This window comes from Bradyrhizobium arachidis (genome assembly GCF_024758505.1).
In the GTDB taxonomy this organism is placed as follows: Bacteria; Pseudomonadota; Alphaproteobacteria; order Rhizobiales; family Xanthobacteraceae; genus Bradyrhizobium; species Bradyrhizobium manausense_C.
Window position 1 is genome coordinate 5,256,687 of record NZ_CP077970.1, and the last position, 24,507, is coordinate 5,281,193.

Annotated in this window: 21 protein-coding genes; 6 read left to right on the top strand and 15 right to left on the bottom strand. The window is 64.3% G+C overall.

The genetic code is table 11. The features are described 5' to 3' along the window. Nucleotides 1–18: 18 nt before the first annotated feature. From KUF59_RS24365 to KUF59_RS24385, 5 genes are all read right to left on the bottom strand, one after another. Nucleotides 19–858, bottom strand: coding sequence for a segregation and condensation protein A (locus KUF59_RS24365; RefSeq protein ID WP_212459703.1), 840 nt, complete (start codon nucleotides 856–858; stop codon nucleotides 19–21). Beyond that, the gene (nagZ, locus tag KUF59_RS24370) at nucleotides 855–1,883 is read right to left on the bottom strand and encodes a beta-N-acetylhexosaminidase (protein ID WP_212459702.1); all 1,029 of its coding nucleotides are present in this window, start codon (nucleotides 1,881–1,883) and stop codon (nucleotides 855–857) included. The genes KUF59_RS24365 and nagZ overlap by 4 nt, the downstream gene beginning before the upstream one ends. Nucleotides 1,884–1,935: 52 nt before the next feature. Beyond that, nucleotides 1,936–3,507: an SPOR domain-containing protein gene (locus KUF59_RS24375; protein ID WP_212459701.1), complete on the bottom strand. Its 1,572-nt coding sequence runs from the start codon at nucleotides 3,505–3,507 to the stop codon at nucleotides 1,936–1,938. Between the two features lie 150 nt (nucleotides 3,508–3,657). Continuing rightward, a complete protein-coding gene (gene argS / locus KUF59_RS24380; protein WP_212459700.1) occupies nucleotides 3,658–5,448 on the bottom strand; it encodes an arginine--tRNA ligase in 1,791 nt (596 codons plus the stop codon). 10 nt (nucleotides 5,449–5,458) lie between these two features. Continuing rightward, nucleotides 5,459–6,667, bottom strand: coding sequence for a deoxyguanosinetriphosphate triphosphohydrolase (locus KUF59_RS24385; RefSeq protein ID WP_212459699.1), 1,209 nt, complete (start codon nucleotides 6,665–6,667; stop codon nucleotides 5,459–5,461). Nucleotides 6,668–6,790: 123 nt separating this feature from the next. Between KUF59_RS24385 and KUF59_RS24390 the strand changes: the two genes are divergently transcribed. Further along, on the top strand, nucleotides 6,791–7,120 hold the full coding sequence (locus KUF59_RS24390; RefSeq protein WP_212459698.1) for a HesB/IscA family protein: 330 nt from the start codon (nucleotides 6,791–6,793) through the stop codon (nucleotides 7,118–7,120). A 242-nt stretch (nucleotides 7,121–7,362) separates the two neighbouring features. On the opposite strand, the gene KUF59_RS24395 is transcribed toward KUF59_RS24390, so the two are convergent. After that, nucleotides 7,363–8,544: a methyltransferase gene (locus KUF59_RS24395; protein ID WP_309500865.1), complete on the bottom strand. Its 1,182-nt coding sequence runs from the start codon at nucleotides 8,542–8,544 to the stop codon at nucleotides 7,363–7,365. On the opposite strand from KUF59_RS24395, the gene KUF59_RS24400 reads away from it, so the two are divergent. After that, complete coding sequence (locus tag KUF59_RS24400) at nucleotides 8,543–9,760, top strand: alpha/beta hydrolase (protein WP_249140472.1); 1,218 nt, start codon at nucleotides 8,543–8,545, stop codon at nucleotides 9,758–9,760. The genes KUF59_RS24395 and KUF59_RS24400 overlap by 2 nt on opposite strands. A 106-nt stretch (nucleotides 9,761–9,866) precedes the next feature. Beyond that, complete coding sequence (locus tag KUF59_RS24405) at nucleotides 9,867–10,760, top strand: hypothetical protein (RefSeq protein WP_212459697.1); 894 nt, start codon at nucleotides 9,867–9,869, stop codon at nucleotides 10,758–10,760. A 16-nt stretch (nucleotides 10,761–10,776) separates the two neighbouring features. Here KUF59_RS24405 and KUF59_RS24410 read toward each other — a convergent pair whose 3' ends face one another. Further along, on the bottom strand, nucleotides 10,777–13,107 hold the full coding sequence (locus KUF59_RS24410; RefSeq protein WP_212459696.1) for a PAS domain-containing hybrid sensor histidine kinase/response regulator: 2,331 nt from the start codon (nucleotides 13,105–13,107) through the stop codon (nucleotides 10,777–10,779). A 135-nt stretch (nucleotides 13,108–13,242) separates the two neighbouring features. Here KUF59_RS24410 and xth point away from each other — a divergent pair, with 135 nt between their 5' ends. Then, the gene (xth, locus tag KUF59_RS24415) at nucleotides 13,243–14,040 is read left to right on the top strand and encodes an exodeoxyribonuclease III (RefSeq protein ID WP_212459695.1); all 798 of its coding nucleotides are present in this window, start codon (nucleotides 13,243–13,245) and stop codon (nucleotides 14,038–14,040) included. Between the two features lie 26 nt (nucleotides 14,041–14,066). On the opposite strand, the gene KUF59_RS24420 is transcribed toward xth, so the two are convergent. Then, nucleotides 14,067–14,909: a tetratricopeptide repeat protein gene (locus KUF59_RS24420; protein ID WP_212459694.1), complete on the bottom strand. Its 843-nt coding sequence runs from the start codon at nucleotides 14,907–14,909 to the stop codon at nucleotides 14,067–14,069. Further along, on the bottom strand, nucleotides 14,896–16,620 hold the full coding sequence (gene ilvD, locus KUF59_RS24425) for a dihydroxy-acid dehydratase (RefSeq protein ID WP_212459693.1): 1,725 nt from the start codon (nucleotides 16,618–16,620) through the stop codon (nucleotides 14,896–14,898). The genes KUF59_RS24420 and ilvD overlap by 14 nt, the downstream gene beginning before the upstream one ends. Before the next feature lie 466 nt (nucleotides 16,621–17,086). Between ilvD and KUF59_RS24430 the strand changes: the two genes are divergently transcribed. Then, the gene (locus KUF59_RS24430) at nucleotides 17,087–18,244 is read left to right on the top strand and encodes a DUF418 domain-containing protein (protein ID WP_212459692.1); all 1,158 of its coding nucleotides are present in this window, start codon (nucleotides 17,087–17,089) and stop codon (nucleotides 18,242–18,244) included. Here KUF59_RS24430 and KUF59_RS24435 read toward each other — a convergent pair. From KUF59_RS24435 to KUF59_RS24445, 3 genes are all read right to left on the bottom strand, one after another. Further along, complete coding sequence (locus tag KUF59_RS24435; protein ID WP_212459691.1) at nucleotides 18,228–18,440, bottom strand: hypothetical protein; 213 nt, start codon at nucleotides 18,438–18,440, stop codon at nucleotides 18,228–18,230. The genes KUF59_RS24430 and KUF59_RS24435 overlap by 17 nt on opposite strands. Nucleotides 18,441–18,640: 200 nt before the next feature. Then, the gene (locus tag KUF59_RS24440; RefSeq protein WP_212459690.1) at nucleotides 18,641–18,817 is read right to left on the bottom strand and encodes a hypothetical protein; all 177 of its coding nucleotides are present in this window, start codon (nucleotides 18,815–18,817) and stop codon (nucleotides 18,641–18,643) included. A gap of 172 nt (nucleotides 18,818–18,989) precedes the next feature. Further along, on the bottom strand, nucleotides 18,990–20,723 hold the full coding sequence (locus tag KUF59_RS24445) for an adenylate/guanylate cyclase domain-containing protein (RefSeq protein WP_212459938.1): 1,734 nt from the start codon (nucleotides 20,721–20,723) through the stop codon (nucleotides 18,990–18,992). Nucleotides 20,724–20,993: 270 nt separating this feature from the next. Here KUF59_RS24445 and KUF59_RS24450 point away from each other — a divergent pair, with 270 nt between their 5' ends. Continuing rightward, a complete protein-coding gene (locus tag KUF59_RS24450; protein WP_258767207.1) occupies nucleotides 20,994–23,186 on the top strand; it encodes a lytic transglycosylase domain-containing protein in 2,193 nt (730 codons plus the stop codon). An 82-nt stretch (nucleotides 23,187–23,268) separates the two neighbouring features. On the opposite strand, the gene KUF59_RS24455 is transcribed toward KUF59_RS24450, so the two are convergent. The 3 genes from KUF59_RS24455 to KUF59_RS24465 all read right to left on the bottom strand — a co-directional run bounded on the left by KUF59_RS24455 (nucleotide 23,269) and on the right by KUF59_RS24465 (nucleotide 24,217). Then, nucleotides 23,269–23,580 (bottom strand): hypothetical protein, encoded by a 312-nt coding sequence (locus tag KUF59_RS24455; RefSeq protein WP_249140484.1) that lies wholly within the window; start codon nucleotides 23,578–23,580, stop codon nucleotides 23,269–23,271. Between the two features lie 65 nt (nucleotides 23,581–23,645). After that, nucleotides 23,646–23,834 carry a hypothetical protein gene (locus KUF59_RS24460; protein ID WP_212459955.1) on the bottom strand — a complete coding sequence of 63 codons (189 nt, stop codon included), beginning with the start codon at nucleotides 23,832–23,834 and terminating at the stop codon, nucleotides 23,646–23,648. Further along, complete coding sequence (locus tag KUF59_RS24465) at nucleotides 23,831–24,217, bottom strand: hypothetical protein (RefSeq protein WP_249140483.1); 387 nt, start codon at nucleotides 24,215–24,217, stop codon at nucleotides 23,831–23,833. The genes KUF59_RS24460 and KUF59_RS24465 overlap by 4 nt, the downstream gene beginning before the upstream one ends. Nucleotides 24,218–24,507: the final 290 nt, after the last annotated feature.

Sequence of the window (24,507 nt, forward strand, 5' to 3'; positions counted from 1 at the left end):
AGCTTCTCCTTCTTGCACTTAACTCACCGGCGCGTCAGGCGCAGGAACTGCGTCTGGCACCGGTTGATGCCGCCCCTTCCGGAAATAGAGGGGGGCAAACGCCTCTTTCTGGTTCAGCTCCAACTGGCCTTCCCGCACGAGTTCGAGTGCGGCGGCGAAGCTCGAGGCAAACACGGTGGCGCGCTGCGTGGGGTCGGCGACGTAGCGCATCAGGTAATCGTCGAGGCAGCCCCAATCTTCCGATTCAGTGATGCCGCCAACCAGCCGCTCCAGCGACGCACGCGCCTCGGCGAGCGACCACACCGTGCGCTTGGCCAGATGCACGCTCGCCAGCACGCGCGACTGCCGCTGCGCGGCGTAGGCTGTGAGCAGGTCGTAGAGCGTTGCCGTGTATTTGGGATGCTTGATCTCGGCGATGGCTTCGGGCTCGCCGCGCGGAAAGATGTCGCGCAGCAATTGCTGCCGGTTCATCAGCCGGTTGGCGGCTTCGCGAATGGCCTCTAGGCGGCGCAGGCGGTTGGCAAGCGCAGTCGCCATCTCTTCCGCACTCGGCCCCTCCGCGCTCGGCGGCTCCGGCAGGAGGAGACGCGACTTGAGGAAGGCGAGCCAGGCCGCCATCACCAGATAGTCGGCCGCAAGCTCAAGCCGGATTTTTCGCGCGGCTTCGATGAAGTGCAGATACTGGTCGGCGAGCGCCAGGATCGAGATTTTGGCGAGATCGACCTTCTGCTGCCGCGCCAGCGCGAGCAGCAAGTCGAGCGGGCCCTCATAGCCCTCGACATCGACGACCAGCGCCGGTTCGCCCTCGGCGAGCTCGGCGGGCCGCCCGGTTTCAAACGATAGGATTTCTGCGGTCATGCGGTTGCCGTGTTCGCTCTTGCGATCAATGCGTCAAGTTCGGTGCGAGCGGCGACCCGGTCGACGGGGTGCGGAGCCTTGCGCGCTGCGAGCGCCCGATTGGCCCGCTCCAGCGCCTCTCCGGTCAGTTCCGGCGTTTGGCTCGCGACGTCACGCATCTCGTCGATATTACCGTTGCAATGCAGGACCATGTCGCAGCCGGCCGAAACGATGGCCCGGGTCCGCTCGGCAATGGTTCCCGCCAGTGCATTCATGGACACGTCATCACTCATCAACAAACCCTGGAACCCAATCGCGCCGCGAATCACCTGCTCGATCATTGTCGCAGATGTCGTCGCCGGATGGGCGGGGTCGACCGCGCTAAACACAACATGTGCAGTCATGGCCATCGGCAGGTCCGACAGCGGCTGGAACGCCGCAAAATCGGTCCGCATCAGCTCGTCCCGGGACGTATCGACGGTTGGCAGCTTGAAATGGGTGTCTGCCGTTGCCCTTCCGTGGCCGGGAATGTGCTTGAGAACCGGCAGCACGCCACCCTGTTCCAACCCTTCGGTCACGGCGCGCGCGATGGCCGCGACTTTTGCGGGCTCCGTTCCATAGGCGCGGTTGCCGATCACGGCGTCGGCGCCCGCCACCGGGACATCCGCCAGCGGCAGGCAATCGACGGTGATGCCGAGATCGGCCAGATCGGCCGCGATCAGCCGTGCGCTGAGCCGCGCCGCTTTCAGGCCCAAGGCCGAATCACGGTCGTACAGAGTCGAGAAAACGGCGCCCGACGGGTAGACCGGCCAATGCGGCGGCCCGAGGCGCTGCACCCGCCCGCCCTCCTGGTCGATCAGGACGGGCACGTCGGGGGCACCTGCGGCATCGCGCAATTCGGCAACAAGGGCAGCCACTTGAGCCGGGGTTACGACATTCCTCTTGAAGAGGATAAAGCCCCAAGGACGTTCGGCACGAATGAACGCCCGCTCGTCGGCGGTCAATTCGGGTCCGGATACGCCGGTAATGAAGGCCCGCGTGGTCATCAGCGCCGATTATCCGTACCCCGCTAGGGGGTCAAGGAAACCGCGGAATATTCTACGGGATAAAGCACTGCCCGCCGGCCGCCTTCAGCTCCGTGCAGAACTGCGCAGCCTCCTGCCGCGTCCGATACGGCCCGACCATCGCGCGGTACTTGACCTTGCCGTCGGAGAGATCCACCCGCTTGATCACCGGCGAGCGGGATCCGAGCACAGAGGCGTACTTGCCTTGCGCCACGCGGAATGCGTCGCGCGCCGCGGACTCGCTGTCCTGGGAGGCGATCGACACCAGAACACTTCCTCCGCCGCTTTCGGGGGCCGCACTGGGCGCGATCTGCGTCGGGTTGGTCGCGGCCATCCGGGTCGGCGGCGCGGCAGGCTGGTCAGCCTGCGGCGCCAGCGACATCGGCTGGTTCGCGCTGGCATTGGCCGAGGTCGGCGGATTGCGGGATGCAGCCGGCGCAGGCGCGGCCGCGGGTTTGGGTGCAGCCGCCTGCTTGGACGCCGCAGCGCCTTGCGGCGTGGTGGCGTCGGTCTGGTCGCCCTTCACCGCCAGCGTGCGGATACGGCGCGGCTCGTTGTTGGGCAGCGTGCCGTTGTTCGGCGCGGGACCGGCAACGGGTGGCGGCACGGCGGACGGCGAGACGCTCGCGACTGGCGGCGGATTGGCATTCTGGTTCAGCGGCGGGAACACGACGCGCGGACCGCCGGACTTGGCGTTGACGTCGATCGGCGCTTCCTCGCGCGGCACGATCTTCTCGGTGCCGTCACCAGTCACCATGCGGTCCGGCACCTTGGCCGTGCTGTCGCTCGGCGCGGGCACGATCTTGGTCGGCGAGTTGTCGGCCTTGATGATCGGAGGCTCGCCGCTGCGCGGCGATCCCAGATAGGTTTTGTAGGCGAAGGCGCCGCCGGTGCCGACCACGGCGAGCGCCAGGATGGCCGCAACGGTAATCAGGCCGCCGCGATGCTTCTTCGGCGGCTCCTCGTCGAGCTCGTCTTCGGGATAGTCGCTCTGATAGGCGTAAGGATCGTCCGGATAGGACGGGTCGCGCTGATAGTCCTGCGCGCCTGACTCAAGCTGGCCATACAGCGCATCGTCGTAACGCGACGGATCGGGCTGCGCCTCCTGCTCCGCATAGGCCTGCGACTGCTGATGGTAGTCGGGCTCGGGCGCGGCGGGCTGGGTGGCATAGCGCTGGAGCGGATGCACCGGGCTGACGGCGGGCTGATAATCCTGATGCTGCGGCGCGGGCGCCGGCTGCGCCTGGACATTGGCACGCCGCATCCACGCCGGCGGTCCCGGCGGCGGCGGTGGCACCTCTTCGTGGCTGTCCTGATAGTCCTGCGCGGCGTAGCCGTCCTGCGCATAGCCTTGGGCTTGGGCATAGCCTTGGGCATAGCCTTGGGCATGGTCTTGGGCATGGTCTTGGGCCGGCGGCTGATACGGTTCTGGTGTCGGAGGTGTCGGGGCTCTCGCCGCCGGACGGGTCTGGCTACCGAACGGATCGGTCTGTCCGATCAGGCGCGCAAGCTCGGCCAAGGGATCATTGTCCGCCCGCCCATGCTGATCGCCGCCGCGACCATAGTCATCGGAAGGCAACGGTCTGTTCTGATATCGATCGGCCATCGTGATGATGCGTCCCTTCGGGAAAGCCACCCAGTCACGAGGACTTCAAGTGGCCTTCACCCACAAGGCTTTCAACCAAGTCGCATAACGTAAGCGATCCGGCTTCTGCCGGTTACCCCTCGAAGTCCACTTCAAGTAGTTCGCCCCAAACTACCGCATCTCGTCCGGGGCATGGACGCCGAGAATGGCGAGGCCCGATGCCAGGACCGAGACGACGCCCTGGACCATGGCCAGTCGCGCCTTTGTAAGCTGTGCATCATTATTGATAATGAAGCGTAAATAGGGCAAATCGCGCCCCTTCGTCCAAAGTGCATGAAATTCGCTGGCTAAATCATAGAGATAAAAAGCAATTCGGTGCGGTTCGTGGGCCGCGGCGGCGGCTTCCAGCGTCCGCGGATAAATTGCGAGCCGCTTCAAGAGATCAAGTTCCGCCGTATCAGACAGCCGTTCGAGCGCCGACTCACCGAGCCAGGCGATGCGTGCGCCCGCCTCCTCCGGGAGTTCCGGAAAGACCTCGGCCCGGGCGTTGCGGAAGATCGAATGTCCGCGGGCGTGGCCGTACTGCACGTAAAATACCGGATTGTCGCGCGACTGCTCGATGACTTTTGCGAGGTCGAAGTCCAGCACCGCATCGTTCTTGCGGTAGAGCATCATGAAGCGGACGGCGTCCTTGCCGACCTCATCCACCACCTCACGCAAGGTGACGAAGTCCCCGGAACGCTTGGACATCTTCACCGGCTCGCCGTTGCGCAACAGCTTCACGAGCTGCACGATCTTAACGTCGAGCGCGGCCGTGCCGGACGTGGTCGCCTTTACGGCCGCCTGCATGCGCTTGATATAGCCGCCATGGTCGGCGCCCCACACGTCGATCATGTCGGCAAAGCCGCGATCGAACTTGTTCTTGTGGTAGGCGATGTCGGAGGCGAAGTAGGTGTAGCTCTTGTCCGACTTGATCAGCGGACGATCGACGTCGTCGCCATAGGCGGTGGCCCGGAACAGGAGCTGCTCGCGGTCCTCCCAATCCTCGACCGGCGCGCCCTTCGGCGGCGGCAGGCGGCCTTCGTAGATATCGCCCTTGGCTTGCAGGAACGCGATGGTCTCGGCGACTTTGTTGTTGCCGCTTTCGATCAGCGAGCGTTCGGAGAAGAAGACGTCGTGGCGGATGTTGAGCGCCGCGAGATCGTCCTTGATCTCGTCCATCATCATCGCGATCGCCTTGGCGCGAACCGTCGGCAGCCATTGCGCCTCGGTCAACGCGCAGAGCTTGTCGCCGTGCTCCTTCGCCAGCGCCTCGCCGACCGGCTTGAGGTAGTCGCCGGGATAGAGCCCCTCCGGGATCGCACCGATGTCCTCGCCGAGCGCCTCGCGATACCTGAGGAAGGCGGAGCGCGCGAGCACGTCGACCTGCGCGCCGGCGTCGTTGATGTAGTATTCGCGCGTGACGTCGTGGCCGGCGAACTGCAACAGGCTCGCCAGCGCATCGCCGAACACGGCGCCGCGGCAATGGCCGACATGCATCGGCCCGGTCGGGTTGGCCGAGACGTATTCGACGTTGACCTTGGAGCGGCCGCTCAGGCGGCCATAGGCGGGCCCTTCGCGCAGCACCGTGCCGAGCGCCTCCGCCCAGGCCGACGGCCTGAGCGTCAGATTGATGAAGCCGGGTCCGGCGACGTCGACCTTGTCGATCAGGGCGTCGCTGCGCAGCTTAGCCGCGATCTGTTCGGCGAGATCGCGCGGTTTTGCCTTTGCCTCTTTCGAAAGCACCATCGCGGCGTTGGTCGCCATATCGCCATGGGTTGCATCGCGCGGCGGCTCGACGACCACGCGCGAGAAGTCGATCCCCTCCGGCCAGCCGGATTCGGCCGCGAGCGCGCGGCAGACGGCGTGCACGCGCGCGAGCACGTCGGCGAACAGATGCAGGGATGAGGATGTGTCGGCCATGGGCCGCCGCCTAACGCAAATCCGGGGTCAAGTCAAAGAGCCGCTGATGCTCGGTCAGGGCAAAACGGTCGGTCATTCCGGCAATGAAATTGCCGATCCGGCGCGCCCGGTCCGCCTTGTTCTCGTCCTCCGCGCCGGCCAGCCATTCCGGCGGGAGGTGGTCGGGAGAGTTCTGGTAACGGGCGAACAGGTCGAACAGGATCTGCTCGGCGTCGGCCATGACCCGCACGACCCGCTTGTGGCGGTACATGTGCTGGTACAGGAACGCCTTGATCGCAGCCTCCTCCTCGGAGGCAGCCACGGGAAAGCCGATCAGCGCCCGGCTCTGCTGGCGCACGTCCTGGGCCGATTGCGGCTTGACCGCCGAAAGGTTCCTCTCGGCCTCGGCAAAGACCGCACCGATGAAATGCGAGATCAGCTCCCGCACCAACTCGGCCCCGCGCCTGTCGTCATCCAGATCAGGATAATGCGCGTCGATCGTCCCGATGATCTCCGCCATCAGCGGCATGATCTTGAGATCGTCGATGCGGAACAGGCCCGCGCGCAGGCCGTCGTCGATGTCGTGGGCGTCATAGGCTATGTCGTCGGCAACCGCTGCGACCTGTGCTTCCAGCGAGGCAAAGCTCCAGAGCTCCAGATCGTAGGTCTTGTCGTAGCTGGCGATGCCGACGGGCACGCCATGCTCGCGATAGCGGCCGACCGGTGCGCCGCCGCGATCCGTCAACGGACCGTTGTGCTTGACGATGCCTTCGAGCGATTCCCAGGTCAGGTTGAGGCCGTCGAACTCGGGATAGCGATGCTCCAGCGAGGTGACGACACGCAGGGTCTGGGCGTTGTGATCGAAGCCGCCAAACTCCTTGAGGCAGGCGTCCAGCGCCCGTTCACCGGCATGGCCGAACGGCGGATGGCCGAGATCATGGGCGAGCGCGAGGGTCTCCGTGAGGTCTTCGTCGAGCCCCAATTGCCGGGCCAGGGCGCGGGCAATCTGGGCAACCTCCAACGAATGGGTCAGCCGCGTCCGGTAATGGTCGCCCTCGTGGAACACGAAGACCTGGGTCTTGTACTTCAGGCGGCGGAAGGCGGTGGAATGGATCACCCGGTCGCAATCCCGCCGGAACGGGCTGCGGGTCCGGCTCGGCGGCTCCGCGACCAGCCGGCCGCGGCTGGAATCGGGGTCGCAGGCATAGGGCGCGCGGGGGGCAGCCATTCCGACGGACACGGCGAATTTAGTCCCTATCCATTTGATTCCACGGACCGACGCACTTAACTATGTCGGGAGCGGGATACCAAATGAAATGGGCAAATGACCCAGGTATGACGCGAGACGACCGGAGAGACGAGAATGACGACTGCCGTGACCATCAGCGACCGGGCCGCCCGCCGGATCGGAGAAATCCTGAGCGGCGAAGGCAGTGGTGCGATGCTGCGCATCTCAGTCGAAGGCGGCGGCTGCTCCGGCTTTCAATACAAGTTCGACATCGAGCGTGCGAGGGGTGACGACGACCTCGTGATCGAGCGCGACAATGCGGTGGTGCTGGTCGATTCCGCCTCCCAGCCGTTCCTGGAGGGTTCCGAGGTCGATTTCGTCGACGATCTGATCGGCGCCTCGTTCCGCGTCAACAACCCGAATGCCACCGCTTCCTGCGGCTGCGGTACCAGCTTCTCGGTCTAGCCCGGCCCAACCTGGCGCTCGAAGCGGTGACCAGCGTGCGCAGCGGTACGCTTTTCGACCCCATGATGCGAACCTCTTTCGCGTCCACTTCGACGCGCTGGGCAGACAAACACCCGACGGGCCGGAGCGACACCGTCGCTTTTATCTTGCCGTCTTGATCTGTCGGGGGTCGGGGGCGGACATGTCGCGGACATGGCCCAAACCGACGCAAATGGCCCGAAGCAGCCGTTTCTTCTTGCGCCTTACTTGATGCCGATGACCATCGAATCCGGACCCACCAGCGGTTCGACGCGGGTTTCGACAAAGCCCGCTTCCTTAAACCAGGCCATGCAATCCGCGCCGGTGAAATCGAATCCCTCGCGCGTCTCGATCAGCATGTTCAGGCTCATCAACAGGCCGAACGCATTCCGTCGGCGCTCGTCGTCGATGACGCTGTCATAGATGATCAACGCCCCACCGAAGGGCAGCGCCTCGTAGGCCTTGCGGATCAGCATCCGCTTCTTGTCCAGGCCCCAATCATGCAAGATGTGGCCCATGATCAGCACGTCGGCCGCCGGCAGCGGGTCGGCAAAAAAGTCGCCTGCGCGGAACGAAAGCCGTTCCGCTAGTCCATATTGAGCCACATAGGCCTCGAAGTGCGCTCGCACCACCGGCAGGTCGAAGCCGATCCCGCCAAGATGCGGGTGCGCGCGTGAAAGCGTGACAGGAAGTGCGCCCTGCGCGGTACCGATGTCGGCAAAGGTCTTGTAGTCAGTCCAGGGAAACTTCCCGGCAATCGCGTTCGCCGCACCAAGGCTCAGGCCGCTCATCGCCTTGAGAAACTCGCCAAGAATTGCTGGGTCACGATAGATCTCGTCGAACAGGTCGCGGCCTTCCTTGGTCTCGTTTTGAGGGACGCCGCTGCGCAAGCCTTCGGTCAGCGCGCCCCAGAACGGATAGAGCCGGGCATTCGCCATTTCCAGGATGCCGCCGACATAGGTCGGCCTGCGCCGGTCGAGGAATACGGCGGCGGCAGGTGCGTTTGCGTACAGATTTTCCCCGCGTTCGAGCTGACCCAGCGCGACCAGCGCATCGAGGAAGTCGCGCACACCGCGCGGATGCAAGGACAATCGGGCGGTCACCGCTTCCGCGGTTAGCGGTCCGTCGGCGAGGAGTGTGAACAGCCCTAGCTCAACCGCGCTCAGAAGCGTCTTTGATCCCCAAAACGCAAAGCCGAGTTGCAGGATGGCGTCAGGTGTTACGCTCTCATTCGGCTCGCAGGCGTTCGACTGAATCGGCTGGTTCATGACGGATCTCCAGGTGGCGGAATGGACGCGAGAGTAGTCGTGATCCGGAAGTGCGGCATGTACGCCGCATTGATTTTCAATGTACTTTCCATTGACATGTCGGCAAGGTTGCAGGGATTGGGCAAACGGCGGCAGCATGCGCCTCCACTTCGAACAATGTGTGTTGGATATCGAGCGCCGCGAGCTCCGCCGCGACAACGAATTTGTCGCAGTGCAGCCGCAAGTGTTCGATCTGCTGGTTTACCTGATCGAGAACCGCGGGCGCGTAGTCGGCAAGGACGATCTCATCAAGGCCATCTGGAATGGTCGGATCGTCTCCGAGTCGACGCTGATCAGCCGGATCAATTCGGCACGCCGGGCCGTCGGCGACGACGGCGATCAGCAGCGGCTGATCCGCACCGTACCGCGGAAGGGCGTACGATTCGTTGGGGACGTCGAGCCAGTGGAACGGTCCGCCGATACGGCGCCGTCATTTCGGCAGCATGGCTTCCTGGCGGATGCCGATCTCAATCAGCAGGTTCGCTATTGCAGATCGCGGGACGGCGTCCGCCTTGCCTACGCAACGGTCGGCTCGGGACCGCCAATCCTGCAATCGGCACATTGGCTGAGCCATCTCGAGTACGACTGGGAGCTGCCGATTGCCCGCTACCGGCTTCTCGATCTCGCAAAAGACTACTCGCTGGTTCGTTATGACGCGCGTGGCAATGGGCTATCGGACTGGGATGCGGGCGACATGTCCTTCGACGCGTGGGTCAGCGATATGGAGACCGTCGTCGATGCCGCTGGTCTCGATCGCTTTCCGGTGCTCGGAATATCGCAAAGCGTCCCGGTCTCGATCGCCTATGCGGTAAGACATCCGGATCGGGTGTCTTGCCTGATCCTCTACGGCGGATTCGCCGCCGGCCGCAACAAGAGACCCGACGCCACCGCAGCAGACCGCGAGCGTATGGCGGCGATCAGAACCCTGATCAGACTGGGCTGGGGCTCCGAACATCCGACTTTCCGCCAGATGTTTACGTCCCAGATGATGCCGACCGCAACGCGCGAACAGGCTGACGCGTTCAATGAACTGCAGCGCCTGAGCGCGTCTGCGGACTGCGCCGTGCGCTATTTCGATAGCACAGGCGAATTTGACGTCCGCCACTTGCTGCCATTGGTCAAGGTCCCGACGCTCGTCATGCATGTTCGCGACGACGCCAACGTTCCAATTGCCCTGGGCCGTGAAATCGCCGCCGGAATTCCAGACGCACAATTTGTCGCCTTACCAGGTAAAAATCACATCCTGCTCGAACAGGACCCCGGGATCCCGAGGTTTTCGAGCGAGCTCAAGAGCTTTGTAAGGCAGCACGTATGACCATAGGATGACTGGCTTCCTTGAGCCTGACGTAGACGCCTGCGAGAGCGATGCCTGCTGTTGGCGCATCGGCCGTGGCGCCCCAACAACGGTAGTAAATTATCCAATGCGCATGATCCATCGTCTGTTCTCTTGCCTCGTTCTATTCCTTGCAATCGCAGCCGTTCCCGCGCGCGCGGCCGAAACCTGCCCGTTCATCAGCGCCAAGGAGCTCGCCGGCGCGATGCCGGCGCTCAAATGGTCGTTGATTTCAAATCAGGACGGCCGCGGCTGCATCTACCAGGGCGGGCGCGGCGACACGATGATGCTGACCGTGTTCCGCAATCCCGACAAGGACCGCGCCAAGGAGTTGTACGCGACCTTCGTCAAGACGCTTGGCGAGCGCATGCCGCTTAGCGCGGTGTCCGGGATCGGCGACGAAGGCCAGGGCGGAACGAGCGCCGCCGGCGCGCAGCGCCAGGAGGCCTCGGTCGTCGCTCTGTCCGGCGATTACATTCTGCAGATCAGCGTCTACCCGATCGGCCGACGCGCCGACGACGCGCTGCTCGGACCGCTCACCGACGTCGCACGCGCTGCCATCGGGAATGTGACCAAGACCAGCGAGCGGTTCGGCAGTTGCGAACGGCTCACGCCTGCGGATGCCGACGGCTTTCTCGACAAGAGCACGCTGACGGTCGAGCGGACCGGCGCGGGCAGCTGCATGATGTTCGATGGCGAGGCCAACACCATGGTCGTCGCTGTCATCGCGATCTCGCGCGACACCGTCGTCAACATGATGAAGCGCGCGGGCCCGTGCCAACACGTGGCGATACCCGAGTTCGGTGGTGAAGCGTTCGGCGAGCATTCCTGCACCAAGGGCAACGGCAACGCCGTCAACATCTATGTCTGGAAGAAGGGCAGGCAGGCTTCGATCCTGTTCGCGCCGGTCAAGCCGCATCCGGAGTCCGGCTCGGTCGAGCGCCTGAAGGCGGTCGCCGGGCGAGTCTATGGAAAACTGTAGCGGCGGCGCATGACCGCTACGGAAGCCGGCTAAGCTCCACGCCATCGGCTACGATCTTCCGTGTCTCCGCCTCCTGCTCAGGCTGTAGCGGAGCATCGCTTGCTTCTATGCGATCCAGCGCACGCAGCAGCGCCGTCACCAGCGCCGGCTTGCGCAACGGCTTTGCTAAAAAGTCCGACATCCCCGCTTCCCGGCAGATCTTGACGTCCTCGGGGAAAGCGTTGGCGGTCAGCGCGATGATCGGCAGCAGATCGAAACGACCGCGCTGCGCACGGATCGCCCGGGTGGCGGCGAGACCGTCCATGTCCGGCATCCGCACGTCCATCAGCACCACATCGAAATCGCCCTCGGACACCGCCTGCACGGCCTCGACGCCGTCGGTCACCACCTTAAGCTCGACATCGAACTCGCCGAGCATCTTGCTCACGACCATGCGGTTGACCGCATCGTCCTCCGCCACCAGCAACCTGAGCGGCCGGTCGAGCGCGGCAATGCACGCCTTGAGCTCGTCGGATTCGCTGCGCTCGGCCGCCTGCTCGGACACCAGCGTCTGGCTCCAGGGCAGCACCAGCGTGAAGCGGAAGGTCGAGCCCTCGCCCGGCGTCGACGTGACGCCGATGGTGCCGCCCATCTGCTCGATGATGCGGCGGGAGATCGCAAGCCCCAAGCCCGAGCCGCCGAAGCGGCGGCTGATCGAGGCGTCGGCCTGCGCGAAATCGCTGAAGAGCTGGCCGACTTTTTCGGGCGCAATGCCGATGCCGCTGTCGGTCACCGTCCATTCCACGGTGGCGAGCAGATCGCGGCGCGATTGGCAGCTTGCGGCAATGGTGACGTTGCCGCTATCGGTGAACTTCACCGCGTTGGAGGCGAGATTGAGCAGCACCTGCTTGATCCGCGCGACGTCGCCGCGCAGGGCGTTTGGCAGGTTCGGGTCGAGCTCGACCTTCACTGCCAGCCCCTTGGTCCTGGCGTTGCCGCGCACCACGGCTGCAACAGTCTCGACCAGCGCGTGCGGGGAGAAATCGATCGCCTCGAATTCGAAGCGGCCGGCCTCGAGCTTGGAAAGGTCGAGGATGTCGTTGAGGATGCGCTGGAGATTGTCGCCGGACTCGCGGATCGCAGCGACGGCCTCGCGCTGCTCCGCGTCGAGCCTGCTCTCGAGCAGCATGCTGGCGAGCCCGAGCACGCCGTTCATGGGTGTGCGGATCTCGTGGCTCATCACGGCGAGAAAATTCGATTTCGCGCGACTCTCGGCCTCGGCCTTCTCGGCGCGCCAGCGCTCGGTGACGTCGCGGCCAAAACCGCGATAGCCGAGGAACACCCCGTCGCGATCGTGCGACGGCTTGGCCGTCAGCGACCACAGCCGCGGCTCGCCGCCGGCGACGACGCGCACGCTCATCTCATGCAGCGGCTCGCCATTCTCCATGAGACCGATGATGTTGTAGGCGGTCGTCATGTCGTCGGGACAAAGCATTTCGAGCACGTCGGAGAACAGCGTGCCCTTGAGCAGCGGCAGCGGGAGCTGTGCGACGGCTGCGAAACGTTCCGGCACGTCGGTCAGATGTCCCTCCGCATCGGTCTGCCACAGCCAGTCGCTGGCGTTGTCCTGAAACTCCTTCAGCAGCAGCGAGATGATTTCGGTCTGCCGTTCGAGCTCGAGCTGGGCCTTGAGATTGCCCAGGAACAAATTGCCCTGCGAGACGATGTTGCGCGCCATGAAGAAGGCGAACATCATCAAAAACACCGACGTCACGAGATAGAGGCCGGTGCCGCACAACAGAAGCGCGCCGGCGCAGGCGACCGTCATGGTCGCGAGATAGATCAGGCCCGCACGCGGGAAGGTCGAGAGCGTGAAGGCGCCGCCCGAGATCATCCCGACCATCAGGCAGGCGAGGATCAACTGGTGCGTCGGCTCGATCCGGCTGAACAGCGCGAGCGGCAGTGTGCCCCAGATCGCGGCGAGGAAAAACGCCTGCCGCATCATCTGCTCGGTCCCGCGGGCGGAAGCCTCCTGCGGCGGGTTTTCGCGCGAGCGCTGCCACGAGCGCACCGCGAGCGAGGCGGCGCTCGCCAGTGTAAAACCCCAGGCGAGCAAGAATCCGTTCCAGCCGATCCCCCAGAACAGGACCAGCACCATGCCGACGGTGAGCATGTTCACGGCCATGGTCACCGGGATCAGCTGCGTCACCGCGTCGATCTGCTTGGCGCGGATGCGGCGCATCTCGCGCTCGGTCAAATCAGCGGTCAGGCCGTCCTCGATCTCGAAGCCGCCAAGCCAATACAGCAGCGCGGCGACGAAGCCGTCGCGCGGCTCAGGGGCTTTCGCGGATTTTGCAGGCCATGCCATCGCAGGGAACTTGACCCGGCCCACGCTTCCATCGGGTTAATTTCCTGGGGGATTTTGTATCTCTGGCGGGAGCTTCCTTGACGACGACGTTTGCAGTTTGTTCTAACGGGGCCCCAGCCCGGAGCACCCCCGCGAATGTCCATCAGAGTTGCCACCTGGAACGTCAATTCGGTCCGGCAGCGGATCGACCTCCTCCTGACCTGGCTGAAGGAATGCTCGCCAGACATCGTCTGCCTCCAGGAGATCAAATGCGTCGATGACGCCTTCCCGCGGCTGGAGATCGAGGCGCTCGGCTACAATGTGGTGACCCACGGGCAGAAGACCTTCAACGGGGTCGCCCTGCTCTCAAAATACCGGTTCGACGAGACCAAGTCGGGGCTCGCCGGTGACGACGAGGACGCGCATGCTCGCTTCCTCGAAGGCGTGGTCACGCTGAAGCGCGGGGTGCTGCGCATCGCCTGCCTCTATCTGCCCAACGGTAATCCGGTCGGCACCGAGAAATATCCCTACAAGCTCAAATGGATGTCGCGGCTTCTTGAGTATTCGAAGGAGCGGCTTAAGGAGGAAGTCCCGCTGATCCTCGCCGGCGACTTCAACGTCATCCCCGCAGCACGTGACGTCTATAATCCGGCGGCTTGGACCGAGGACGCGCTGTTCAAGGCCGAGACGCGCGAGAGTTTTCAGTCCCTGCTCGGCCTTGGGCTGACCGACGCGCTGCGCGCGGTGACCGACGAGCCCGGGCTCTACACCTTCTGGGACTACCAGGCCGGCGCCTGGCAGAAGAACCAGGGGCTTCGCATCGACCATCTGCTGCTGTCGCCGCAGGCGAGCGACAAGCTCGCCAATGTCGGCATCGACAGCTATGTGCGCGGCTGGGAGAAGCCGTCGGACCACGTGCCGGTGTGGGCGGATCTGGATCTGGACGCAGCGTAACGCCCGAGGCGGTCAGCCGCTGGCGATTATTCTCGCCGGCCCTGCAGCCACTGCGCCAGCATTTGGTAGCACATGGCGCGGTCGTCGTCGGAGGCTTTTGCGTAGGCCCGGTTGTAGCTTTCCTGGATCCAGGACTCGTCAGCGCTCGCGCCGTCACGCGCGCCGTCACGTGCCAGCGTCAGCCACATCAGGCCGCGCGCCCGCTGCGGCGGCAGACGGTCGCCGTTGAACAGCATCTGCCCGAGCAGTGCCTGAGCCTGGTGCTGGCCCTTCTGCGCTGCAAGTCGCAGCCAGCGCGCGCCGTAGGTGAAATCTTCACGCGAGGCGTCCGGCGTCTTCAGATAGAGCCGTGCGAGATCGTACTGCGCGTCCGCATTGCCGAAATAGGACGCGGCATAGGAGAACATCTCACGCGCCCTCTCGGGGTCCGACTTGACCTTCGAGTTCGGGATACCGCTGAGGTAGTAGCGGCCGAGCGCGACGAAGGCGTTGGCCACGATCTGCGCCTGCGGCGCCGACGGGCTGTCCTCGGCATGGGCGTTGGCAATCCGGCTGAAATATTCGAAGGCGCGCAGGTCATCCTGGGCGACACCGTCGCCATTGGCGTACATGCGGCCGAGCTTCCACTGCGCGGCGTAATGGCCACCCTCGGCTGCATATTGCAGCGCGGTCAGCGACGAGGTCTCGGGCGCGGTGGCCGCGGAGGGCACAGCCTTGCGCAGCGCGCCGGCCGCATTGGGCGCCGGCGAACCCACTGGAATCGTGGCGTCTTTCGGATTGACCGGCGCACCGTCGAAGGCGTACGCCGGCATGGCCAGCGCTGCGGCCCCGAACACAAACGCAACTATGGTACGCCTAGATGTCCGCATAGCACTGTTTCTCGTGCGCGCCACCCGGATGGGTCACTGCCCCACCGACTGCTGGCCCTACCTGCTGAGCATACTTCCAGAGCGCACCCGATGTATGGTTAGTCGCGCGAGCGCGCCATTTGGTTGCGCGCTGAGCCAGCTCGTCGTCGCTCAATTTTACGTTAAGGGTACCGTCGACGGCGTCGATCTCGATGATGTCACCGTCCTCGAGCAGGCCGATCGGGCCGCCGACTGCGGCCTCAGGGCCGACATGACCGATGCAGAAGCCGCGGGTGGCACCGGAGAACCGGCCGTCGGTGATGAGCGCGATCTTGCCGCCCATGCCCTGCCCGGTCAGCGCCGCAGTGGTCTGGAGCATTTCCCGCATGCCGGGGCCGCCCTTGGGGCCCTCGTAGCGGATCACGATGACTTCGCCTTCCCGATAGGTCCGGTTCTGGACGGCCTCAAAGGCGTCCTCCTCCCGGTCGAAACAGCGAGCCGGGCCGGTAAACCTCAGGTTGGACATTCCCGCGACTTTCACGATCGCACCTTCTGGCGCCAAATTGCCCTTCAGGCCGACCACACCTCCCGTGACGGTGATCGGTTTGTCTGCCGGGTGCACCACGTCTTGGTGCGGATTCCACTTCACGCTCTTGAGGTTTTCCGCGATCGTTCGGCCAGTGACGGTGAGGCAATCACCGTGGAGATATCCGTTGTCGAGCAGCGTCTTCATCAGAAGCGGGATGCCGCCAACTTCAAACATGTCTTTGGCGACATAACGGCCGCCCGGCTTCAAATCCGCGACATACGGTGTCTTTTTGAAGATTTCTGCCACGTCGAACAGGTCGAACTTGATGCCGCACTCATGCGCGATCGCCGGCAGGTGCAGCGCAGCATTGGTCGAGCCGCCGGAGGCTGCAACGACGGCGGCCGCATTCTCCAGCGCCTTGCGGGTGACGATGTCGCGCGGCCGGATGTTCGACGCGATCAGATCCATCACCTTCTCGCCAGCGGTCGTGCAGAAGGCGTCACGGATTTCGTACGGCGCCGGGGCACCGGCCGAGTAAGGCAGCGCCAGCCCAATGGCCTCCGATACGGTCGCCATGGTGTTGGCCGTGAATTGTGCGCCGCACGCGCCGGCCGAGGGGCACGCCACGCGCTCGATCTCGTCGAGATCCTCGTCCGACATGGCGCCGACCGAGTGCTTGCCGACGGCCTCGAACATGTCCTGCACGGTGACCTGCTGCCCGCGGAAATTGCCGGGCAGGATCGAGCCGCCGTAGATGAAGATCGAAGGTACGTTGAGGCGGACCATCGCCATCATCATACCCGGCAGCGACTTGTCGCAGCCGGCGAGCCCCACCAGCGCGTCATAGGCATGGCCGCGGACGGTGAGCTCGACAGAATCGGCGATGCACTCGCGCGACGGCAGCGAGGAGCGCATGCCGTCATGGCCCATGGCGATGCCGTCGGTCACGGTGATGGTGCAGAATTCACGCGGCGTGCCGCCGGCGGACGCAACCCCCTTCTTCACCGCCTGCGCCTGGCGCATCAACGCGATGTTGCAGGGGGCGGCTTCATTCCAGCAGGAGGCAACGCCGACGAAGGGCTGGTGGATCTGCTCGGTGGTCAGACCCATGGCGTAGAAGTAGGAGCGATGGGGCGCACGCGCAGGACCTTCCGTCACGTGACGGCTCGGCAGCCTTCCCTTGAGATTGACCTTGGCGTCCATCGCGAACCAGTTTCCTCGGCCAACCTTGTCAGATCCGGAACATCAGACCCAAGATTTGAATCGACCTTGGGATTTCCTTCGCCGTCGCGAGCCAGCCGCAGCCCCTAAAACCTTACGAAGATTTTATTCATGCAGGGGTGTGGCTAAAAAGCGGCGCGACCTCAAACGGGCTGGGATGACGGTTAAATCCGACCCGACTGTTGCAACAGCGACACATTCGTGGCTCCCAGGCCACGGCAGGAGCTGCCTTACTACCTCTCCAGAGGGCGAACGGACAACCTGAGATTTCCGGACCATTGGCCCACATCTCCTTCACCATGCACCCCGGCGACTCAACGCCCGATCGCCCGAGGAGTTCTCATCTGTCGAAATCAACCCCATGCGAAGTAGGATTGTACGCCGGACACTGGCTTGACGGTCGCACGGGCCGTATCAAATCTGCCTTCCTGCGGGACTGGAAAGTACGATGACACACGCGCCGATCGCCGCCGCACGCCGGATAGGGGCGATCGACGCGTTGCGCGGGCTCGCGCTGTTCGGTGTGCTCGCAATCAACCTGGAGAGCGAGTTTCGCGTCTCGATCTTCCGGCAATTCCAGACGGTGACGCCCGATCCCGGCTGGAACGGTGTCGTCAACACCGCGCTCATGCTGTTCGTCGAGATGAAGGCGTTCGCCCTGTTCTCCTTCCTATTCGGCGTCGGCCTTGCGATCCAGTTCGACCGGCTCGCCACATCACCGCGACGAACGATCCTGCTCGTCAGGCGGCTCCTCGTGCTTCTGCTGTTCGGCCTGATCCATCTGGTGCTGATCTGGAACGGTGACATCCTCACCGAATATGCGCTGGCCGGGTTCGTGGCGCTGCCGTTCCTGTTTGCACCTAGCTGGATCGTCGCCGTCGCAGCTACGATCGCCCTCGCCTTCTACGTTCTCCAGCCGATGCTGCCGAGCGCGATCAGCTTCCCGAGTGATTACGCCATCTACACGCTGGTGCAGTCAGCGAACCAGATCTATCCGACCGGGAGCTTCCTGGACGTGCTGAGGCATCGCGTGCAGGAGCTGCCCGCGATACTGACGCTGCATTACTTTGTCTTCTCGCGTACGATCGGACTATTTCTGGTTGGCATCCTGTGCTGGCGCGCCGACCTTTTTGGCGCGACCGCGCAACGCCATCGCACGCTGATCCTGATCGTCGGCGTCGCCGCGATCGCGTTTGGCCTCGCCCTGGCTCCGCGCCCGCATGACGACCCCGGCCTCGGCAGTCCCATCGTGCTTGCGGCCGGCTACGCCGCCCTGGTGATCGCAGCCGAGCAGACGGCCATGGGTGCGCGATGGCTCCGCTGGGCCGAACCCGTGGGCCGCATGGCCTTCACCAACTACATCATGCAGTCGGTCGTGCTTGGATTCATCTTCTACGGCTACGGCTTCGGACTGTTCGGCAGGCTCGGCTCCGTCGCCGGCCTGTGCCTCGTCCTCATCATCTATGTCGCGCAGATCGTCATCAGCCGCCTATGGCTCGCCCGCTTCACCCACGGTCCGATCGAGTGGCTTTGGCGGGCGCTGATGTACGGGCGAGCGCCGACGTTCCGGAAAGCCGGCTCACACCCAGTCACCGCGCGCCCTTGAGCGTGCAGGACGTCGTGCAGGTAACCGTGTTGCCGCGGTCGCACGCCTTACAGGCAGCGACGCACTGATTCATCTCCTTGGGATTGTAGGAGCTGTAGAGACGCAGCGGACAGGCCGGCGTGGCGCCCGTGATGTCCTGCTCCGGCTCGCAGCCGGCGACCGTCAGTCCGAGGAGTATGACCGCAACAGCCCGCATGGGATCGCCCTGGAGAGCAAGGACAACGCGCTATTCCATGAGGCCTTTCGCGTCAGCTCCAAGCCCCAGCATTCCCAGCGTGGAGAAGCGCGCATCGGCGCTATCAGCCACGTCCCACAAAGGATGCGCGTCAATTCTTAAGAAGGACTTTCGGCCACAGCTCACGCCCATCGACGACGCGAGACAGTGCCTGTCCTGCCCTATGCCGCGTGCCTGGTCGCAATGATCTGCTTCATGTCGGCGGCCAGCTCGCGATAGTGCTCCGCAAGCGTCAGGTAGAGTTCCCGTTTGGCCGATTCGGTTGCAAGCTTGGCGATCAACTCGCATTCGGCGGTAAGCGTCTCGAAACGTTCCAGCCTGTCCTCGAAATCTGTCATCGGCGTTTCCCCATCAATACGCCTTCGAAGGACATCCAACCTAAGCCCGCCAGATACGTCACCGCCAACATCGTTATGCGATTGAATCATTTTTTGTTGGCGCGGCCGCCGCTCATTGGCGGCGACTTTCGTTGGGGTGACGGCATCCGTAGGAGGACTTGCGCTGCGGGGACTACTTCTGCTCCATGCGCCAGGCACCATCCCAATCGGCCGGCGGATGGGCTTCGAGCCCGTCGATGCGGGCGAGCAGCGTCCGCGACGGACCGTCGCCGGGAGCGAGTTCGAGCGCGGCGTTGAAGGCGGTGCGCGCCTCGTCCCAGCGCCCGGCGCGATAGGCCGAAAGGGCCTCGGCGTAGCGCGTCCGCAGGCTCTCCTGCTGGGCGGACAACTGACCCGCCCTCCCCATCACCTCGAATACCGCCTGCGCCACGGTCTGGCCGGCGACCGCGATGCGATCGATCTCGCGCAGCTCGACGCTGTCCTTCAGCGCCGCCGCGGTTGCCTGCGCGACCAGAATGCGGCTGCCATAGATCTTGTTGGCGGCCTCCAAACGCGAGGCCAGGTTTACCGCGTCGCCCATCACCGTAAAGCTCATCATCAGCTCCGAGCCGATGCTGCCGGTGAGCACCTCGCCGGTCGCAACGCCGATACGCAGGTCGCACTGCGCCGGCATGGCGCGGATGCCGAGCAGATCGGGCAGTTGCTGCTGGAGCGTCGGCACCTGGTCAGCCATGTCGAGCGCGGCGAGACAGGCAAGCTGCGCCTGCTCGGCCTCCTCGATGAAGGGCGGGCCCCAATAGGACATGATCGCGTCGCCGATATATTTGTCGATGACGCCGCGGTTCTTCCGGATCGGCGTCGACATGACCGTGAAATAGTGGTTCATCACCTTGACGAGGCCGCGCGGCGTCATGCCTTCACTCATCGCGGTGAAGCCGCTCATGTCGCAGAACATGATGGTCATCACGCGCCGCTCGCCGTCGACGGCGACCTCCGGCCGGTCGATCAGGCCCTGCACCACCTTGGGATCGATATAACGGCCAAAAGTTTCGCGGATGCGCTCGTTCTGGCGCAACTGCTCGATCATCCGGTTGAAGGCGCGCGCGAGCTCGCCGATCTCGTCCTGGGTGGAGACGCTGATCGGCTGGTCGAAGCGGCCGGCCTCGACCTCGCGCGTGCCCGCGAGCAACAGGCGCACCGGGCGGGTAATGCCGCTACTGACGAGCAAGGCAAACACGAGGCCGACGACCGCGGCAAGGATGGTGACGATGGCGGAGACGATGATCGCCTGACGCTGCTGGCGGATCACCGTCGCCGTGCTGGCGAAGACCTGCTTGAGCATGTCGGCGCGGATCGCATCGATCCGCTGGGTGAAGAGATCGCGAAGCGTCTCGATATGGGCGAGCGTCGTCCGTGTGGCGGTGAAGTCACTGGCGTCGAGCTGTTTCAGCAGTTTTGCATTCTCGTCGGCGAGCTCGCGGCGGAGCTCGGCGACGGCGCTTTCAATGCGTGCGTCGATGCGGCCGAGCGCCGCGTTGTCGGACGGCGTGCTCTCGTCGGCGATGATCTCGTTGATCAGCTTTCGCGCGGCGTCGGTTTCTCGCTCAACCAAGGGCTCGCTATCGCGGTAGACGCGCAACTGCGCAGCATAGGTCTCCTCGTCCGGCGGCGTCTGCATCCTCGCGATGACCATGCGCCGCAGCGCCAGCGCCCGCTCCAGCGAGTAGACGTTGGCCCGCGCCAGATTGCCGTAGGCGGGGATGTAGCGGTTGGTCAGTTCGTCCAGGAGCACCCCGACCCGCCCGGACATCACCATCGACAGCATGGAGGTGATCACCATCAGGACGATCAGCCCGAGGGCGATACCGACGATCTTGCGCCTGATCGACTGATTGAACAGCGGCATGGCTACGCGACAGGTGAGGCTCTCGGGGACGACCGGGAACTCATACACCGGATTTGTTCCTGGGAACACGCGACGAATTCGTTAACGCCCGTTTACGATTGCCCGCTTGCCAGTTCCATTTTCGTTCGCGGTCGTCCGGGTAGCATTTTTGCCGCAATGTTACATGAGCGTGCGGATACGAATCGATGCTGGTGGTATCATTCGTTTCGCTCAAGCCGCAGTATCAGCGGATCTTGGTTTGTGCTGATGGTTTCGCAGGGGGACCATGGAATGAACCAGTGCCTACGCTCGCTTGCGTACGTTTTTGCGTTCATATCGCTCGCGCTTCTGTCGACGGAAGCGCTCGCGAAAGCCAAAGCATCCCATCCGAAGAAGACGCACGAGGCCAAAAAGGACTCGAAGGGCGGCAAGCAGCGCACTGCCGCCAAGCACCGGCATTCCAAGCACGCCGCGGCCAAGCGCAAGCCGAAGCCATCCGACGACGACGATGATGACGAGACACCGGCCAAGCCGGCGCTGACCGGCGACCTCGCGGCGCTGAAGGACGCGATCGATCTCGCCCGCAAAGGCAAGACTGACGACGCGACCGCCGCGCGCAACCGGATCGCGGAGCCCGCCGGGCAAAAGCTCGCCGAGTGGTTCATCCTGCGCAATTCCGAGACGACGGGAAATTTCAACCGCTACGCGGCGTTCATCGCCGGCAATCCGGAATGGCCGAGCATGACGCTCTTGCGCAGGCGCGCGGAGGCACGGCTGTGGCAGGAGAAGAGCGATGCCGCAACCGTGCATCGCTTCACCGCGGACCAGCCGCTGAGCGCCAAGGGCAAGTTCGCGCTCGCCCGCGTGCTGCTCGCCGAGGGCGATCGCGACGGTGCCCAACGCCTCGTCCGCGATGCCTGGCGCTCCGACGAATTGTCTGAGCGTAGCGAGGAAGACAGCTACGAAGTGTTCCGCGACCTGCTCACCGCGGACGACCATCGCGCCCGCATGGACAAGCGCCTCGGCGTGAAGGACTATTCCGGCGCACGGCGCGCGGCAAAGCATCTCGATGAGGACGCGCTTGCGATCGTGAAGGCGTGCTCGGCCGTCACCGGCAAGGAGAACAAGGCCAAGGACTATCTCGAGGACGTCTCGGCCGAAGCCCGCAAGGATCTCGGCTACGTACTGTGCCGCGCCCAATGGCACCTGCAGAAGGACCGCCTCGACGACGCCGCGCAAGTCATCCTGGCTGCCGCCCCCGGCACCATGGCGTTGCAGGACACCGATGCCTGGTGGCGCGAGCGCCGCCTGATCGCGCGAAAGCTGCTCGACCAGGGCAAGTTCACGACGGCCTACGACGTGGTGCGCAGCGCGGCCGTGCCGGCAATGGAGGTCTACCGCGTCGACTACCATTTCATGTGCGGCTGGATTGCGCTGCGCTATCTCGACGATCCCAAGACGGCGCTGACGCATTTCGCCTCTATCGACGAGGGCTCGCCCAACCCGATCGCGCTATCGCGCGCGCATTACTGGCGCGGCCGTGCGGCGGAGGCACTCGGCGCCACCGCCGACGCCCGCGCGAGCTACAAGGCTGCCGCCCGCTATCCAACCGCCTATTACGGCCAGCTCGCCCGCACGAGACTTGGGCTCGACCGTATCGAGCTGCGCCCGCCTTCGGCTGTCCTCGCCTCTGATACGGCGGCGCCGATGGACGAGCGGGTGCGCGGCGCCGAGATGCTCTACGAGGTCGGCGAGCGCGACGTCGTGTATTACTACGCCGACGATCTTGCCGAGCAGAGCACGGATGCACGCATGCTCGAAGCGCTCGGCGAACTGGCCAGCCGCCGCAACGACGCCCGTACGATGCTCGAGATCGGAAAGTCGGCGCTCGCCCGCGGGCTTGCGCTCGACCATTACGCCTTCCCGACCATCGGCATTCCCCCGCACAAGCAGGTCGCCCCCGAGATCGAGCTCAGCATCATCTACGGCGTGGCGCGGACCGAAAGCGCGTTCGACCAGCGCGACAAGTCCCCGGCCAACGCCGTCGGGCTGATGCAGGTGACGCCGGAAGCCGGGCGCGACACCGCAAAACGCTTCGGGCTGAACTACGACTGGAGCAAAATGGTCTCCGACCCCGTCTACAACACGCAGATGGGCGCGGCCGAGCTCAGTGCGCTCTTGTCGGAATACCGCGGCAACCAGATCATGACGTTTGCCGGCTACAATGCCGGCCGCGGCCGCGTGCGCGAATGGGTGCAGGCGCGTGGCGATCCCCGCGACCCCAAGGTCGATCCGGTCGACTGGGTCGAGCGCATTCCCCTGTCGGAGACGCGCAACTACGTCCAGCGCGTAATGGAGAACGTGCTGGTCTACCGCACCCGGTTTGAGGACGGCGCCGTTTCGACGGCGAAGTCCGAGCAGCGCGTGCCGACGCAGGAAGTCAGCGCGGTTCCAAGGACATCGGCCGCAGTGCCTCCGCCTTAGCCTCGCACCCCGGGGCTGGACGCGGTGCGAAACTGGACGTGGCGACTGCGGCCGACTGCTCCGCGCGGCAGGGATAGGCGGGCTATCCGTCACGTCCTTCAGGGAGGAGAAGAAGGTCGTGCGCGCGCAGGAACGCCTCAGTCAGCGCGCGCGACAGCGCGCCGATCTGCATCATGCAGCCCCAGCTCGCTATCGCGGCAAACACCGTGATGGCTTCGAGCGAACTGGGGTCCGACCACGGCACCGCCATCGCGGTCAGCCGATATCGCCGGTAGCAATCGTAGTCGCAATACGGCCGCCGCGTGGGCACATGGCGGAGATAGTTCGAGCCGAGAGGTTGCGCACACGCGCTGCAGGCAGAGCCCTCGCCCGGCCGTCCCTGATTGACGAGCATGAATTTCAATGACGTCTCCTCTCCTGCCAAGCGTATGCGCCGCTCACTCCCGACCTCGCGTCGGGTCAAGATGCCGCTCTCCTGCGGCTCTCGATCAACGATCCGGATTCGCGTTGAAGCGCGTAGCACTCGTAGTCGCAGTAAGGTATCCGCGTGTCGACCTCGCGCAGATAGCTGCCGCTGATCTGCTCGCAGCATTGCAGACAGAACGTCTTGCGGAACGGCGTCCTGTCGTTCACCAGAACGAACTTCACGTAGCACCTCCCAATGCGAAGCAGTAGACGGTATCAACCAGAGAGGCGGACGGCGGTGGCGCGCAAAGATGATTGCGGCCGTCGGGATTGTCCCGGTTTCGCTCCACCTTCTGGGACGGGATGAGAATGTACTTCCCGTCCTCGCGGCGCCGCGCGTAGATCCTTCCGTCGACGTACCTGACCTCGGTCGGGTAGCAATCGGCGTCGTTGCAGCAGGTCAGCGCCGGATTGTCGGGCATGTGCCAGGTCGAATAGAATTTCTCGTGCAGAAGCCGATCCTGGGGCGGATGATGACGACGTGCAGCATCCTGGCCGACTTGCTGAGCCTGAACTCCCGTCGTCAACGAGAGTGGCAGCACCATCGACAAGAGGAGCTTGCACATGCGGTTCAAGACGCAGCCTCCTGATTCAGAACAGTCGACCTATGGACGATCGTCACGCCGCTCGAAATCGGAACAGCCATCGGCGGTCGCGCTCGCGGCGCTCCCTGAAGCGGTCGAGGCATTTCTTGGAGCAGACTGCCGTTCGCCAGGAATAGTACCGGATCAGGCCAAACCTGCCGCCGCAGAGGGCGCAGGCTGTTGCGGCAGGCCGGCACTCGAAATGTTCGGAGCTATCGCACATTGTACTCTCCTTTGAGCCTGTCGAGCGTCCTGGATCTCCCGGTAACCTG

Bases quoted from the DNA above. Each gene is read 5' to 3' on its own strand.
- KUF59_RS24375 (WP_212459701.1), bottom strand. From the start codon at position 3,507: ATGGCCGATCGATATCAGAACAGACCGTTGCCTTCCGATGACTATGGT.
- KUF59_RS24450 (WP_258767207.1), top strand. From the start codon at position 20,994: ATGAACCAGTGCCTACGCTCGCTTGCGTACGTTTTTGCGTTCATATCG.
- KUF59_RS24445 (WP_212459938.1), bottom strand. From the start codon at position 20,723: ATGCCGCTGTTCAATCAGTCGATCAGGCGCAAGATCGTCGGTATCGCC.
- KUF59_RS24405 (WP_212459697.1), top strand. From the start codon at position 9,867: ATGCGCATGATCCATCGTCTGTTCTCTTGCCTCGTTCTATTCCTTGCA.
- ilvD (WP_212459693.1), bottom strand. From the start codon at position 16,620: ATGGACGCCAAGGTCAATCTCAAGGGAAGGCTGCCGAGCCGTCACGTG.
- KUF59_RS24365 (WP_212459703.1), bottom strand. From the start codon at position 858: ATGACCGCAGAAATCCTATCGTTTGAAACCGGGCGGCCCGCCGAGCTC.
- KUF59_RS24440 (WP_212459690.1), bottom strand. From the start codon at position 18,817: ATGACAGATTTCGAGGACAGGCTGGAACGTTTCGAGACGCTTACCGCC.
- KUF59_RS24455 (WP_249140484.1), bottom strand. From the start codon at position 23,580: ATGCTCGTCAATCAGGGACGGCCGGGCGAGGGCTCTGCCTGCAGCGCG.
- KUF59_RS24430 (WP_212459692.1), top strand. From the start codon at position 17,087: ATGACACACGCGCCGATCGCCGCCGCACGCCGGATAGGGGCGATCGAC.
- KUF59_RS24400 (WP_249140472.1), top strand. From the start codon at position 8,543: ATGCGCCTCCACTTCGAACAATGTGTGTTGGATATCGAGCGCCGCGAG.
- nagZ (WP_212459702.1), bottom strand. From the start codon at position 1,883: ATGACCACGCGGGCCTTCATTACCGGCGTATCCGGACCCGAATTGACC.
- xth (WP_212459695.1), top strand. From the start codon at position 13,243: ATGTCCATCAGAGTTGCCACCTGGAACGTCAATTCGGTCCGGCAGCGG.
- argS (WP_212459700.1), bottom strand. From the start codon at position 5,448: ATGGCCGACACATCCTCATCCCTGCATCTGTTCGCCGACGTGCTCGCG.
- KUF59_RS24435 (WP_212459691.1), bottom strand. From the start codon at position 18,440: ATGCGGGCTGTTGCGGTCATACTCCTCGGACTGACGGTCGCCGGCTGC.
- KUF59_RS24465 (WP_249140483.1), bottom strand. From the start codon at position 24,217: ATGTGCAAGCTCCTCTTGTCGATGGTGCTGCCACTCTCGTTGACGACG.
- KUF59_RS24395 (WP_309500865.1), bottom strand. From the start codon at position 8,544: ATGCTGCCGCCGTTTGCCCAATCCCTGCAACCTTGCCGACATGTCAAT.
- KUF59_RS24390 (WP_212459698.1), top strand. From the start codon at position 6,791: ATGACGACTGCCGTGACCATCAGCGACCGGGCCGCCCGCCGGATCGGA.
- KUF59_RS24420 (WP_212459694.1), bottom strand. From the start codon at position 14,909: ATGCGGACATCTAGGCGTACCATAGTTGCGTTTGTGTTCGGGGCCGCA.
- KUF59_RS24410 (WP_212459696.1), bottom strand. From the start codon at position 13,107: ATGGCATGGCCTGCAAAATCCGCGAAAGCCCCTGAGCCGCGCGACGGC.